A 14,159-nucleotide genomic window follows, 5' to 3' on the forward strand; every position below is an offset into this window, starting at 1 on the left:
AGCGCTCAGGCCCAATGCCGTGGATCGTTCATTACCGTCTCGTGTTCAGCGAATAGCTTGGGTAATTCGTCCTTGAGAAAGTCCACCCAGGTCCTGACCTTGGCATCGAGAAAACGCCGCGACGGGTACAACGCATACACGTTGCGCTCACGAGGGCGCCAGGCCGGCAGCAAGCGCAACAAGGTGCCATCGCTCAAGGGGCGCGTCGCGGTATAGAACGGAATCAGGCTGATCCCCATGCCGGATTCCGACGCCTTGACCATCGACTCGGCGACGTTGCATTGAAAGGTCCTGGCCGGGCTGACGGCATGCTCGCCCTCTTCGTCCCGGAACACCCATTCATCGCTGTACAACGGGTCGAGCATGCGCAGGCACCGATGATCGTTCAGCTCCATCGGTGTGTGCGGCACGCCATGCCGTTGCAGGTATTGCGGGGAGGCGCAGGGCACGCTGTAAATCTGTCCGATGGAGTGGGCGACCAATTGCGAATCGGCCAGTTCATGGGCAATCGAAATCACCACATCGTGCCCTTCCTCCAGCGGATCGGGGTTGCGCTGCGACAGCGTCAGCTCGAACACCACATCGGGGTAAAGCTCACTGTAACGAGCGATCAATGGCGTGATCAGCACACCCAGGCCATTCATGCTGTGGACCCGCAACCGTCCACTCGGCGTGAGATGGGCGCCGCGGGCCTCTGCCGTTGCCACCTCCATTTCTTCAAGTATTTGCCGACTGCGCACCAAAAAGCGTTCACCGGCCTCGGTCAGGCTCAATCGCCGCGTGGTGCGTTGCAGCAAGCGTGCTTGCACATGCTGCTCCAGATCGGCCACCAGCCGCGACACTTGCGCGGTCGACAGGTCCAGCGCATCGGCGGCGGCGGTAAAACTTGCGCAGTCCACCACGCGGACGAACACCCGCAAGTTATTGAGCAGATCCATAAGCCCTCCACGGGCGGTGACTGTTACGTTTCATGTAAGGCTGCATCAGGCGCTGGCCCCTTTATCGGTCGCAGGCAAAGACTAGAATTCAGGTATCGGAATCAACACGGAGCACGGAAAGATGAAAACCCTGATCAGCCTGTTTCTGACCGTAGTCGCCACCTCGGCCATGGCCGCCGGCAACGAACCCGCCGCTACCTCGTACAACCCGGCACAGCCGCTGGACATCGCCGAAGTGGTTTCAGTGACCGACACCGCAACCGCCTGCGACGTTGTGCCTGCAACCATGGTTTACATCGATCATCAGGGCCAGACTCATCGCGTGACGTATCAGGTGATGGGTAACTGCCTGAGCAGCCTGTGATCTACGCCTCATAGCAGCGTCCATGTGTAACTGAGGATCAGGCGGTTTTCGTCGATATCACTGCGGTAGTTGGAGCGAGCCATCGCATTGCGCACACGGATCCCGAGGCCTTTGAGATTGCCGCTCTGCAGTACATAGCCGATGTCCAGATCGCGTTCGCGGTCCTTGCCTTCAAACCCCTTGCCGGTATCGACATTGTTGCCGGTGATGTATCGCACGGTGCTGGTCAGCCCCGGCACGCCGAGGGCCGCAAAATCGTAGTCGTAACGCGCCTGCCAGGAGCGCTCGTCGGTGTAGGCGAACTCGTAGGTCGGCACCTCGTTACCCAGTGGGCTGATGTTGGCAAACACTCGCGGGAAGGCGCTGTCGCCGAACATGCCCTGATAGCCGACATAGAATGTGTGGCCGCCACGCTTGGCTGACAGCAAGGAGAAGAACGCCTGGTTGTCGATGTTACCCAGCAGCTTTTTGCCGTCTTCGCGCGAATCGTAATAACCAAGGTTCGCGCCCAGGATCCAGTTACCTAGTGGCTCGCTGTGCTTGAGGCCGAGAAAACGCTGGTTGTAGATATCTTCCAGTTGCCCGAACCAGGCGCTGACCGAGCTGCGTTTATCGTTGAAAGCGTAATCGGCGCCGGCAAAGTTGAAGCCATCACTGCTGACCTGACGCTGCGGCACATGACCGAGCATGGCTTGCATCTTTTCGTCGCCGGCCTCGTTGCGCAGGCTGGTCGAACTCAAGTGGCCGCCCTGCACAGTCAGGCCATTGACCTCGTTTGAACTGATGCTCGCACCCTGATAGCTGGGCGGCAGCAAACGGATATCGCTGAAGGCCAGCACCGGCAGGTTAGGTTGCAACTCACCCACCTTCAGTTCGGTTTTGGAGAAACGCACCTTCAACGCGCCTTCCAGTCGGCTGTAATCATTTGCCGCGCGCCCGTCATCCTGCACCGGCAGCAAACCGGTATTGACCCGGTCCGGGCTGCTGTCGAGTTTGAGGCCGAGCAGGCCAATGACATCCACACCAAAACCGACGGGGCCCTGGGTATAGCCGGATTTGACGTTGAGAATGAAGCCCTGCGCCCACTCTTCGGCCTTCGATTGTTGGTTGGCCCCGACGATGTCGGAAAAGTCCCGGCTGAAATAGTAATTGCGTGCTTGCAAGGTGGCTGTGGTGTCTTCGATGAACCCGCCCTCGGCCGCCATCGCACCGGCGGAGAAACTCGAGACGACAGCCATGGACAACACTGAACCGGTTGTTGGAAGAATCTGCTTCATCGTTTTTTCTCTTATTTTTATTGATCGACAGGTTGAAGTGCTTCAGCCGCCGCGGATTCGCGGCGGGGAACGGGACGACGGGCGTTTAACAACAAGTGCGTGACCATGCCGAAAATCAGCCCCCAAAAGGCGGCGGACAAACCCAACAACGACATGCCCGACGCGGTGGTCAGAAAAGTCACCAACGCGGCTTCGCGATCACTCGGCACGGCCATTGCGCCGGCCAACGCCCCGGCAATCGCAGCGAACAGCGCCAGCCCGGCCAAGGCTGCGATCAGTTCTTTGGGGAACGCGGAAAACAGTGAAACCAGGGTGGCGCCGAAGATCCCCAGCACCAGGTAACACAGCCCGCCCACAACCCCGGCCACATAACGTTTGCCGGGATCTTCATGAGCCTCGCGCCCGGTACAAATCGCCGCGGTGATGGCTGCCAGATTCAGCCCATGGCAACCAAACGGTGCCAACAGCGCCGTGCCCACCGCACTGCTGGCGATGATCGGGCCGGCCGGTGTTGCGTAACCGCTGGCCCGCAGCACCGCCATGCCGGGAACGAACTGGCCGGTCAGCGCCACCATCACCAGCGGCAAGGCGATATTCAGGGTCGCGCTCAGGCTGAACGCGGGCGTGATCCACACCGGCGTGGCCAACCCGATCACCAACGCCTCGCTGTGCAAATCACCGGCGACAAAAGCCATCGAGCAGCCCACCAGCAGCACCATCAACACCGCGTACCGCGGCATCAGCCGTTTGCAGATCAGGTACGTGACGAACATCGCCAGCACCAGCAACGGCTTGCCCTGCAACGAGACGAATAACCCGGTGCCGAAGCTAAACAGAATCCCCGCCAGCATCGCCGCCGCAATGGCCGCGGGCAGTTTGCTGATGATCCGGTCAAACGCCCCCGACACGCCGACCAGAAAGATAATCAGGCTGCTGACCAGATACGCGCCTACCGCTTCCGGCATGGAGATCCCCGGCAACAGCGCCACCAGCAACGCCGAACCCGGCGCCGACCACGCGATGATCACCGGGACGCGGTAACGCAGGCTCAGACCGATGCCGAGCACGGCGCTGCCGATGGAAATCGCCCAGACCCAGGAAGACAGCACCTCCCGCGAGAGGTGCGCGGTCTCGGCGGCCTGGAAGATGATCACCAACGGGCCTGCGTAGGAAATCACCGTGGCGATAAATCCGGCGACTGCCGCAGACAGGGAAAAGTCCCGGACTAACGCTCTCATGAAACGTCGCCAACAGCCCCGTCGGGCGAACCGTGGCGCAGGCCCGACAGCGCTTGTTTAGCACTGCGTCGACTGCTAATGGCGAACACGGTCATGGCAATCGCGGCCACCGCACCGGGCAAGGCAAAGGCCATGAAGTTCAGTTGCAGCGGCAGGCTGATCCCGAGTAATGCACCGCCCAGCAGCGGTCCGACGATGGCACCGTTGCGCCCGATGCCCGACGCCCAGCCCAAACCGGTGGAGCGAATGGTCATGGAGTAGAACTGCGCGGCGCAGGCGTACAACAGAATCTGCGAGCCAATGGTGGTGGCACCGGCAATGGCGATCAGCAGGTACAACAGCGGCATCGGGCTGTTGAATCCCAGTAAGGTGATCGACACCGCAGCCACGGCGAAGAACACCGCCAACACCCGAGGCAGGTTGAGCTTGTCTCCCAGTACACCGCCACCGACCGCGCCGAAAATGGCGCCGAAGTTGAGCACCAGCAGGAACGACAGACTCGAACCCAGGCTGTAACCGGCGTTGGCCATCAGTTTCGGCAGCCACGAACTCAAGGCGTAGACCATCAGCAAGCAGCAGAAAAACGCCAGCCACAGCATCAGCGTGCGCAGCGCACGACCCTCGCGAAACAGTTGCAGCACCGGCGTGCCGGTACCCTTCACTTCGCTCATGTGCAACTGATCGCTGGTTTGCGCGACGTACGCCGGGTCAATCCGCTGCAGGATGTTGCGTGCCTCTTCATTGCGCCCCTGGCGCAGCATGAAACCCACCGACTCGGGCAGGAAGTACATGATCAACGGCAACAACAGCAACGGCAGCACCGCCACGTAAAACACCGACTGCCAGCCAAAACTCGGGATCAGCACGATACCGAGCCCCGCCGAGAGCATGCCGCCTACCGAATAGCCGCTGAACATGATCGCCACCAGCGTGCTGCGGATTTTCTTCGGCGCGTACTCGTTCATCAGTGCCACGACGTTGGGCATCACCCCGCCAATGCCAAGCCCGGCAATGAACCGGCAGAGGCCAAACTCGGTGGGGTTACGGGCAAGACCATTGAGCACGGTAAAACCGCTAAACAGCATCACGCAGATCGTGATGGCTTTTTTGCGGCCGATCTTGTCCGACAGCGGGCCGAAAAACAACGCGCCGAACATCATGCCGAACAGTGCATAACTGCCCAGTGCGCCCGCTTGCAGGGGACTGAGCCCCCACTCTTTCATCAGCATCGGCAGCACCACGCCGTAGATCACCAAATCGTAACCGTCGAAAATGATGATCAGGGCGCACCAGAACAGCACCATCCAGTGGAAGCGGTTGAATCGTGCGTTGTCGATAACCTCATGTACGTTGATCTTGCGCATGGCATCTATCTCTTGTTGTTGTTTTTAGAGCGTCGGTAAAGCGGCTTACGTCCGTACAGCCGAGGGTAGAGAGGCCGGGCACGAGGAAATATCCGCTTTGCGCAGATCACTATCCGTTTTGTGCAATGCCCTGAACCGGGCGTGGTATGAGGAGTGTTGCGGGGATGGCGGGCCGCAAATCCGGCAGATCGGAACCTCTCCGATGAACTGCCTTCATTGCGATCGCATTTGAACGCCAAGCGCGGGGCTATGGATGACTCAGATGTCAGGGTCTGCGGTCACAGGAGCTTTGTTCCAATCAGGGCAGGGTCTTCTCCAGCGCCTCCCGCAATTGCGCAGCCGTGGCGTATTCGTACTGAGCCACCAATTGACCGTCCTTGAGCTGCAGCCACAGCACTTTATCCACAGGCCCGGGATAGCGCGGCGCCACGCGACCATCACGGTCAAGCATCACTCGATAGGCATAATCGCGCATGGCCGGTACTGCGAACATTTTCGCGATCAGTCGAGGCATGCGCTGGATGTCCGCGACAAATACCGCGTGCCGAGCCTCCAGGTAGCCCTTGGGCTGGTCCTGCAGAGCGGCGGCGACCAGTTTGGCGGCGTCCATGCTCCGCGCCACCAGCAGCGTCTGAGTCTGATTATCAAGCGTGAAGGCCTGATCGAACTGATCAAGCAAGGTCCACGGCGCCAGCCGCTCCCCCACCTCCAGCGCCTGAGCCCAAAGAGGCAGAAGACTGAGCAACAACACGGGCCAGTATTTCACGGCATTCCCTTCGTTGAGGCGCTTGTGCGCAATGAACACCAGTCTACACCGCCCGCTTCGCATACCCAGTCGCCGTGACCTGGAGCGCGCTACCGATTCACAGGTCCTGAGAGCGTGTAACGTCGAGCCTCTCTTAAAAGATCGCTGCACATGACATTACCTTGAGCTTCTCCCTTGGGGCCGATAGACAGCGTGGTCAGCTCAAGGCTGGTTTCTTGCCGGGATTGAACGAGCTTGTTTCCGGTGGCATCTATGATCTGACTTTCTCCACGAAAGTGAGCGTCTATTAGCAGCCCCGATTCGACGCCTGTTCTATTGCAGGAAACGAGCGGCAGGCCGTTCTCCATCGCGCGGACTCGCATGATATCGCCGGTCCATGGGCCGCCATAGTTGACCGGGCAGCAATAGAGTTTCGCGCCGTCCAGAGCGAGCAATCGAGCGGCCTCAGGAAGCCATAGATCAAAACAGATCAGAACCCCAAAGCGAATCTTGCCATCATCAAAGCACTGCCAGCGGTCACCTTCCTCGAAGAGTTTCTTCTCCAGGTCTGTGATATGGCACTTGCGTTGTTTACCCAGCCACTTGCCTCGACTCACCACAATGGCAGTGTTGTAAAGATTGTCACCATCGCGTTCGACCATGCCGGCAACTAATGTCGCCTGCTTCTGCGCTGACAAGTCTTGCAAAAAACCGGCAAACGCTCCCGTTTGAGCACACTCGGCAAAAGGCAAAAGCTCTTCTTTTGAATCGAAGAGATAACCCGTCGTACACATTTCAGGCAGCACGAGTAGATCAAAATCAGCATCCTTGAGACCGTCAGCAATTGTTTGGCAATTGAACTCAGGCCTTTTGAATGCCACAGGAAACTGAAAGTATCCCGTGATGATTTGGGTCACTCCTGTTGTTTTCATAAAACCTCCAGAACTGTCATCCCGGAGAAGATACAGAAAAGGCCAAACCGGACACTGGCGGGGAAACATCAGGCAACAATGATCAAAGAAACGCCGCAAGCGCCCGGACGCCGATGAAGCCCGCTGGACCATAACGGCCTCGTGTCGATGCAAAGCTTTCAGCTTGTCGCATTTGAACGCTAAGCTTGGGCCTATGGATGACTCAGATTATTTACGCCTGCTGACCATCGCGGCCGAGCAAGCCAACGCGTTCCTGTCCAATGCCCGCAAATGGGAGCGTGAGCGTTGGGTCTGTCAGCGCCTGCTGCAAGGCCTGAACATTCCCTATCGCGCCGACGAATTCGCCCCGGCCGGGGAGCCGCCGGACGTGCTGTTTCGTGACGCCAGTTTCGAAGTGTTTTTCGTGCTCGATGAAGGCCGACGCCTCAATGACGAATGGCGAGATGAGCTGCAACGCCGGCGCAGCGCGTTTTCTCTGAGTTCGCTGGTGCGCCGCGAGGCCAAGCCCCGGCGCATCCCGGCCAATGAGTTTCTGCTGAGACTGGCGCCGACCTTGCGCAAAAAAGCGCACAACTACAAAGAACGCGGCATGGACCTGGGCGAACTGGACATCATCGCCTTCGCCAGCCTCAAGCGCGAAGTGCTGGACCTCAACAGCCATTTCCCGCCGCCGACCGAATACCTGCGCCAAGGCTGGCGCTCGTTGTCGCTGGTCGGTCCAACCTTCGCCCGGGTGCTGTTTGCACACCCGGATGCCCCGGATTTCCTGCGCAGTAACCTCGGCCGCAGCATCGTCTTCGACGTCGGGATCAGCCTGTGAGTCCATTGCAGGAACTGATTGCTGAAGTTCCGCAAATCGGCCGCGTACGCTGGATCGGCGTGCGCCCGGCACCTCATGCTCCGATGATTGAACTGGAGGCCGTGGAAGCGCGGTTTGAGGCCGGTTTGACAGGCGATCGAGCCCGTCCCGGCGTACGCAATGCGCGGCAGGTGACGCTGATTCAGTGGGAGCATCTGGCAGTGATCAGCTCGCTCATGGGCCGCCCGGACGACAAACCGGTCTTACCGAATGATTTGCGGCGCAACCTCGTTATCAGCGGTATCAACCTGTTCAGCCTCAAGGGCCGTCGCTTCCGGATCGGCCAGGCGATTTTCGAAACCACCGGCTGGTGCCAGCCTTGCGCACGCCTGCAAAACAACCTTGGCCCCGGGACGTTTCAGGCGGTTCGCGGACATGGCGGAATCACAGCCCGAGTGTTACAAAGTGGGATCATTCGCCTGGACGATACGCTGAATGTCGAGCCTGTTCCGGACAGCGGCTATGCTCCGTTCAACGTTCGTTAAATCAGCCTGTAGCTTCTACACATTCAGCAACGTCTACCTGACGAGGCCTTTATGACCAGCCGCCTGAACCCCGACGACCAAAAGCATGTCGAAGAGTACCTGCAACTGTCCCAGCACCAAGTCGAGCGCCGGCCTTTCCGGCCGTGGATGCTCCTGGTGGTGGTGTTGGCAGTGACCATTGGTTTAGGCCTGTTGAGCCGACTGATCAGTTACCTGACGCTATGAGCTGCATCGCGCTCGCTCGGGTAATTGCACCGATTTCTTTTAGCCTTGCGAGATATCCCCATGACTCATCGTATTGTCATCGTTGGCGGCGGCGCCGGCGGTCTGGAGTTGGCTACCCGTCTGGGTAAGACTCTGGGCAAGCGCGGCACGGCCAGTGTGATGCTGGTCGACGCGAACCTGACCCACATCTGGAAACCGTTGTTGCACGAAGTGGCGGCAGGTTCCCTGAACTCTTCCGAAGACGAACTCAACTATGTTGCCCAGGCCAAATGGAACCACTTCGAGTTCCAGCTGGGGCGCATGAGCGGGCTCGATCGCGCACAGAAAAAAATCCAGCTGGCTGCCACCTACGACGAAGCCGGCATTGAACTGGTCCCGGCGCGCGAAGTGGGTTACGACTCGCTGGTGATCGCGGTCGGCAGCACCACCAACGATTTCGGTACTCAGGGCGCGGCGCAACACTGCCTGTTCCTCGACACCCGCAAACAGGCCGAGCGCTTCCACCAGCAATTGCTCAACCACTACCTGCGTGCCCATGCCGGGCAGACCGACAAGGTCGAGCAGATCAGCGTGGCCATCGTCGGCGCCGGTGCCACCGGGGTCGAATTGGCTGCCGAACTGCACAACGCCGCCCATGAACTGGCGGCTTACGGCCTGGACCGGATCAAACCGGAGAACATGCACATCACCTTGATCGAAGCCGGGCCACGGGTGTTGCCAGCCCTGCCGGAACGTATCGGCGGGCCTGTGCATAAAACCCTGGAGAAACTCGGGGTCAACGTCATGACCAATGCCGCCGTCAGTGAGGTGACGGCCGACAGCCTGATTACCGCCGATGGCAAAGTCATCAACGCCAGCCTGAAAGTCTGGGCGGCCGGGATTCGTGCGCCGGGTTTTCTCAAGGACATCGATGGTCTGGAGACTAACCGGATCAATCAGCTGCAAGTGCTGCCGACCCTGCAAACCACCCGCGACGAGAACATCTTCGCCTTCGGTGACTGCGCAGCCTGCCCGCAGCCGGGCACCGACCGCAATGTTCCGCCACGCGCCCAGGCTGCGCATCAGCAGGCTTCGTTGCTGGCCAAATCGCTGAAACTGCGGATCGAAGGCAAACCTCTGCCTGCGTACAAATACACCGACTACGGCTCGCTGATCTCGCTGTCGCGTTTTTCGGCTGTGGGTAACTTGATGGGCAACCTCACCGGCAGCGTGATGTTGGAAGGCTGGCTGGCGCGGATGTTTTACGTGTCGCTGTATCGCATGCACCAGATGGCGCTGTATGGCGCGTTTCGTACGGCGATGTTGATGTTGGGCAGCAAGATCGGGCGCGGGACTGAGCCAAGACTGAAGCTGCACTAATACACCTCCACTGTGGGAGCGAGCCTGCTCGCGATAGCGGTCTGACATTCAGCACATCTGTTGAATGTGAGTCCCTCATCGCGAGCAGGCTCGCTCCCACATTTGATCTCCATGATCTGGAGGTCTGTGTCTCACTGTATCTCTCCCTCGATCCAGCCCCTTCGCTTACAAACTCCCCCCTTGCGCGACACAGTAGCGATACACCGTGCCCATTAAATGGCCACATCCGAACAAGGCAGCCCGCCTGCTTCGGTGATCGCCGCACTTACGTGGCAACCCTTTATCGAGCGGTTGTGTCGTGCAACCCAGGAGATTTGAAATGTCCCGTACCACCAAAAACACTATCGGTCTGCTCGGCGCTGTTTTGGCCGGTGGAATGATGTTGTCCGGCGCTGTTTTCGCCTCGCAACCTTTGACTCAGGGCTATCTGCTGGCCTCGGCCGAACAGGTCGTGAAAACCCCTGAAGGCAAATGTGGCGAAGGTAAGTGTGGTGATGAATCGATGGCCAAGACAGACACCGATGGTGACGGCAAGGTATCCCGCGCGGAATTCCTGAAAGTGGCGCCGAAGTCCAATTTCGACAAAATCGACACCAACCATGACGGCTTCATCGACGAGCAAGAGGCGTTTGATAACGTAAAAGCCAACTACGAAGCTAACGGCAAGAAAATGCCAAAAGGCTTGTTCGAACACTTGAAAGACCAAGACGGCGCCTAAGCCTCTGAGAATCAAGCCGCGCTTTCCATCGGGATGCGCGGCTTTTTTTCGTCTGCCAGATTGAAAAGAAGTGTGTTTTGGGCAAACAAAAAAAAATCCCCGTATCTTTCGATACGAGGATTTTTAATATGGTCGGGGTAAGGGGATTCGAACTCCTGACATCCTGCTCCCAAAGCAGGCGCGCTACCGGACTGCGCTATACCCCGGTAATAAAAAGGCGACCTTTAAAAAGTCGCCTTCTTCGATCAGTGCTTTTGGCCTCTGATCTTAAGATCTGATCCCAGCGTGAACTGGTTTCAAAAATGGTGGGTCGTGTGGGATTCGAACCTACGACCAATTGGTTAAAAGCCAACTGCTCTACCAACTGAGCTAACGACCCAAAAATGGTCGGGGTAAGGGGATTCGAACTCCTGACATCCTGCTCCCAAAGCAGGCGCGCTACCGGACTGCGCTATACCCCGGCTTGAAATTGGCTCCGTGACCAGGACTCGAACCTGGGACCCAATGATTAACAGTCATTTGCTCTACCGACTGAGCTATCACGGAACTACATATTTCAATTTACAACTGTGAAGCTTGCTTCACCTCTTCGACCCGTTCGCATCGCTGCGTTCGTGTGTCTGAGGCGCGCTATTCTACAATCTTAAGCACCTCTGTCAACCCCCTAAATTGCTTTCAAGTTAATGATTTGCAACTTATTTCAGATTCCTGCTTGGGGAGCTGGAACCCTTCAGGGCGACTTACTGCGGGGCGCACTTTACAAGCCTTTTCCTTTCAGTTCAACAGCCTGGCGAAAAAAAGGCCTCGCAATGCGAGGCCTCGTAGGTTTTGCTGCCGCCGTGAATCAGACGAATACGATTTCGTCGTTCTCCACGACACCCTTGGCGGTATCGCCCGGCATGAAACGACCGGACAGAATCAACTGCGCCAGCGGGTTCTCGATCCAGCGCTGGATCGCTCGTTTGAGCGGCCGTGCGCCGTAAACCGGGTCGTAACCCACCGCGATCAGCTTATCCATGGCCTCAGGGCTGAGATCAAGCTTCAGCTCGCGCTCGGTCAGGCGACTGCGCAGGCGACCCAACTGGATCTCGGTAATGCCCGCGATCTGATCCCGAGCCAACGGTTCGAAGATCACCACTTCATCGACCCGGTTGATGAACTCCGGCCGGAAGTGTGTGGAAATCGCATCCATCACTGCCGCACGCTGAGCCTCACGATCACCGACCAATTCCTGGATCTGCACCGAACCGAGGTTGGAGGTCATGACAATCACGGTATTTTTGAAATCCACCGTGCGGCCGTGACTGTCGGTCAGTCGGCCATCTTCCAGCACTTGCAGCAAGATGTTGAAGACGTCCGGGTGGGCCTTCTCGACCTCGTCCAGGAGGATCACCGAATATGGCTTGCGACGCACCGCCTCGGTCAGGTAACCGCCCTCTTCATAGCCAACGTAGCCTGGTGGCGCACCGATCAGACGCGCCACGGAATGTTTCTCCATGAACTCGGACATGTCGATCCGCACCATCGCCTCTTCCGTATCAAAGAGGAACTCGGCCAACGCCTTGCACAGCTCGGTTTTACCAACACCGGTCGGGCCGAGGAACATGAATGAACCGCTCGGGCGATTCGGATCGGACAAACCGGCACGGGAACGCCGCACGGCGTTGGAAACGGCAATCACCGCTTCGTCCTGGCCGATCACACGTTGGTGCAACAGGCTTTCCATCTTCATCAGCTTGTCGCGCTCGCCTTCGAGCATTTTCGACACCGGAATGCCCGTCCACTTGGACACGACCTCGGCGATTTCTTCTTCGGTCACCTTGCTACGCAGCAACTGGTTTTCAGTTTTGCCGTGCTGGTCGACCATTTGCAGGCTGCGCTCCAGATCCGGGATGATCCCGTACTGCAACTCGGCCATGCGGTTCAAGTCGCCTTTGCGGCGGGCAGCTTCCAGTTCCTGACGGGACTGTTCGATTTTCTGCTGGATCTGCGCAGAACCTTGAACTTCGGCTTTTTCCGCGTTCCAGATTTCCTCCAGGTCCGAGTACTCACGTTCGAGGCGGACGATTTCTTCCTGGAGTTTTTCCAGACGTTTTATCGCGGCTTCGTCGCTTTCTTTCTTCAGCGCCTGGGATTCCACCTTCAGCTGAATCAGACGACGCTCCAGACGATCGAGTACTTCCGGCTTGGAGTCGATCTCCATGCGGATGCGGCTAGCCGCTTCGTCGATCAGGTCGATGGCCTTGTCCGGCAGCTGACGGTCAGTGATATAGCGATGACTGAGCTTGGCCGCAGCGATGATTGCGCCGTCAGTGATCGCCACCTTGTGGTGAACCTCGTAGCGCTCTTTCAGGCCACGCAGAATCGCGATGGTGTCTTCTTCGCTCGGCTCGTCCACCAGCACTTTCTGGAAGCGCCGTTCGAGGGCCGCATCCTTCTCTATATATTGGCGGTACTCGTTGAGCGTGGTCGCGCCGACGCAGTGCAGTTCACCACGGGCCAACGCAGGCTTGAGCATATTGCCCGCGTCCATAGAACCTTCGCCTTTACCGGCGCCGACCATGGTGTGCAGTTCGTCGATGAACAGAATGATCTGCCCTTCCTGCTTCGACAGTTCGTTGAGCAGGGATTTGAGGCGCTCTTCGAACTCGCCACGGTACTTGGCACCGGCAATCAGCGACCCCATGTCCAGGGACAGCAGGCGCTTGCCTTTCAGCCCATCCGGCACTTCGCCATTGATGATGCGCTGGGCCAGGCCTTCGGCGATGGCGGTTTTACCCACGCCAGGCTCGCCGATCAGCACCGGGTTGTTCTTGGTACGGCGTTGCAGGACCTGAATGGTCCGCCGAATTTCGTCGTCACGGCCGATCACCGGATCGAGCTTGCCTTCTTCGGCACGCTTGGTCAGGTCGACAGTGTATTTATCCAGCGCCTGACGCGACTCTTCGTGGTTGGCGTCATTGACGGCCTCACCACCGCGCAGGTTGTTGATCGCGTTTTCCAGGGCTTTCTTGCTGACGCCCTGACCGAGCAACAATTTGCCGAGTTTGCTGTTCTCGTCCATGGCGGCGAGCAACACCAGCTCGCTGGAGATGAACTGGTCGCCCTTCTGCTGGGCCAGGCGATCGGCCTGGTTGAGCAGGCGCGCCAGATCCTGCGACATGTTCACGTCGCCGGTCGGGTTCTGGATTTTTGGTAGTTGGTCGAGCTCTTTGGTCAGCTCTTTACGCAGGCTGTTGACGTCGAATCCAACCTGCATCAACAGGGGCTTGATCGAACCACCCTGCTGCTCAAGCATGGCTTGCATCAAGTGCGCCGGTTCAATGCCCGGATGATCGAGGCCGACTGCCAGGGATTGGGCGTCGGACAAGGCTAACTGCAACTTGCTGGTTAAACGGTCTATACGCATGGGTCACCTTCCTTTTGAGCAGGCCGGACCTATAAAACATCCTGAATGAAGAAACCTGCCAGATACCTCACTAGATGTGGTCGATTCTGGGAGTTTCAAGCGTCGTACAGTTGATGTAGATCAGAGAAGTCTAGCGTTTGTGCCCTGTCTCACGAGTACGTTCCTCTTTTGACGAGTGACTGTTGTCGTCAGGCAAGGCGTCGCGACGAGTCATAGCCCGCTATGGCGAGGAGCGACAACGCAGCA

The 14,159-nt window shown here is 58.3% G+C and carries 13 protein-coding genes and 4 tRNA genes; 6 read left to right on the forward strand and 11 right to left on the reverse strand.

The window, feature by feature from the left end:
• Nucleotides 1-5: 5 nt before the first annotated feature.
• Complete coding sequence (locus tag ACA056_RS24585; RefSeq protein WP_497268408.1) at nt 6-938, reverse strand: LysR family transcriptional regulator; 933 nt, start codon at nt 936-938, stop codon at nt 6-8.
• Nucleotides 939-1,059: 121 nt separating this feature from the next.
• Here ACA056_RS24585 and ACA056_RS24590 point away from each other — a divergent pair, with 121 nt between their 5' ends.
• Nucleotides 1,060-1,302 (forward strand): DUF2790 domain-containing protein, encoded by a 243-nt coding sequence (locus tag ACA056_RS24590; RefSeq protein WP_497268410.1) that lies wholly within the window; start codon nt 1,060-1,062, stop codon nt 1,300-1,302.
• Nucleotides 1,303-1,310: 8 nt separating this feature from the next.
• Here the strand turns inward: ACA056_RS24590 and ACA056_RS24595 are convergent, their stop codons facing one another.
• The 5 genes from ACA056_RS24595 to ACA056_RS24615 form a co-directional block, all read right to left on the reverse strand.
• Nucleotides 1,311-2,579 carry an OprD family porin gene (locus ACA056_RS24595; protein ID WP_497268412.1) on the reverse strand — a complete coding sequence of 423 codons (1,269 nt, stop codon included), beginning with the start codon at nt 2,577-2,579 and terminating at the stop codon, nt 1,311-1,313.
• A 17-nt stretch (nt 2,580-2,596) separates the two neighbouring features.
• Nucleotides 2,597-3,817: a benzoate/H(+) symporter BenE family transporter gene (locus tag ACA056_RS24600; RefSeq protein WP_497268414.1), complete on the reverse strand. Its 1,221-nt coding sequence runs from the start codon at nt 3,815-3,817 to the stop codon at nt 2,597-2,599.
• Entirely contained in the window at nt 3,814-5,181 is a 1,368-nt protein-coding gene (locus tag ACA056_RS24605) for an aromatic acid/H+ symport family MFS transporter (protein ID WP_497268416.1), read from the reverse strand. The genes ACA056_RS24600 and ACA056_RS24605 overlap by 4 nt, the downstream gene beginning before the upstream one ends.
• A gap of 298 nt (nt 5,182-5,479) precedes the next feature.
• Nucleotides 5,480-5,947, reverse strand: coding sequence for an FAD/FMN-containing dehydrogenase (locus ACA056_RS24610; RefSeq protein ID WP_497273595.1), 468 nt, complete (start codon nt 5,945-5,947; stop codon nt 5,480-5,482).
• A gap of 89 nt (nt 5,948-6,036) precedes the next feature.
• A complete protein-coding gene (locus ACA056_RS24615; protein WP_497268418.1) occupies nt 6,037-6,858 on the reverse strand; it encodes a nitrilase-related carbon-nitrogen hydrolase in 822 nt (273 codons plus the stop codon).
• Nucleotides 6,859-7,051: 193 nt separating this feature from the next.
• Here ACA056_RS24615 and ACA056_RS24620 point away from each other — a divergent pair, with 193 nt between their 5' ends.
• From ACA056_RS24620 to ACA056_RS24640, 5 genes are all read left to right on the forward strand, one after another.
• Nucleotides 7,052-7,678, forward strand: a complete 627-nt coding sequence (locus ACA056_RS24620) for a DUF1780 domain-containing protein (RefSeq protein ID WP_008154887.1) — start codon at nt 7,052-7,054, stop codon at nt 7,676-7,678.
• A complete protein-coding gene (locus ACA056_RS24625; protein WP_497268421.1) occupies nt 7,675-8,202 on the forward strand; it encodes an MOSC domain-containing protein in 528 nt (175 codons plus the stop codon). Before ACA056_RS24620 ends, ACA056_RS24625 begins: the two co-directional genes overlap by 4 nt.
• 51 nt (nt 8,203-8,253) lie before the next feature.
• The gene (locus tag ACA056_RS24630; RefSeq protein ID WP_008154890.1) at nt 8,254-8,427 is read left to right on the forward strand and encodes a DUF3094 domain-containing protein; all 174 of its coding nucleotides are present in this window, start codon (nt 8,254-8,256) and stop codon (nt 8,425-8,427) included.
• 60 nt (nt 8,428-8,487) lie between these two features.
• A complete protein-coding gene (locus ACA056_RS24635) occupies nt 8,488-9,786 on the forward strand; it encodes an NAD(P)/FAD-dependent oxidoreductase (RefSeq protein ID WP_347805664.1) in 1,299 nt (432 codons plus the stop codon).
• 319 nt (nt 9,787-10,105) lie between these two features.
• A complete protein-coding gene (locus tag ACA056_RS24640) occupies nt 10,106-10,504 on the forward strand; it encodes an HvfA family oxazolone/thioamide-modified RiPP metallophore (protein ID WP_497268424.1) in 399 nt (132 codons plus the stop codon).
• A gap of 129 nt (nt 10,505-10,633) precedes the next feature.
• Here ACA056_RS24640 and ACA056_RS24645 read toward each other — a convergent pair.
• The 5 genes from ACA056_RS24645 to clpB form a co-directional block, all read right to left on the reverse strand.
• Nucleotides 10,634-10,710: transfer RNA gene (locus ACA056_RS24645), tRNA-Pro, on the reverse strand.
• Between the two features lie 97 nt (nt 10,711-10,807).
• A tRNA-Lys gene (locus ACA056_RS24650) sits at nt 10,808-10,883 on the reverse strand.
• 5 nt (nt 10,884-10,888) lie between these two features.
• Nucleotides 10,889-10,965, reverse strand: a tRNA-Pro gene (locus tag ACA056_RS24655).
• Between the two features lie 9 nt (nt 10,966-10,974).
• A tRNA-Asn gene (locus ACA056_RS24660) sits at nt 10,975-11,050 on the reverse strand.
• A 298-nt stretch (nt 11,051-11,348) separates the two neighbouring features.
• On the reverse strand, nt 11,349-13,913 hold the full coding sequence (clpB, locus tag ACA056_RS24665; protein ID WP_095130594.1) for an ATP-dependent chaperone ClpB: 2,565 nt from the start codon (nt 13,911-13,913) through the stop codon (nt 11,349-11,351).
• Nucleotides 13,914-14,159 lie beyond the last annotated feature (246 nt).

Source organism: Pseudomonas sp. LBUM1666 (assembly GCF_059695775.1).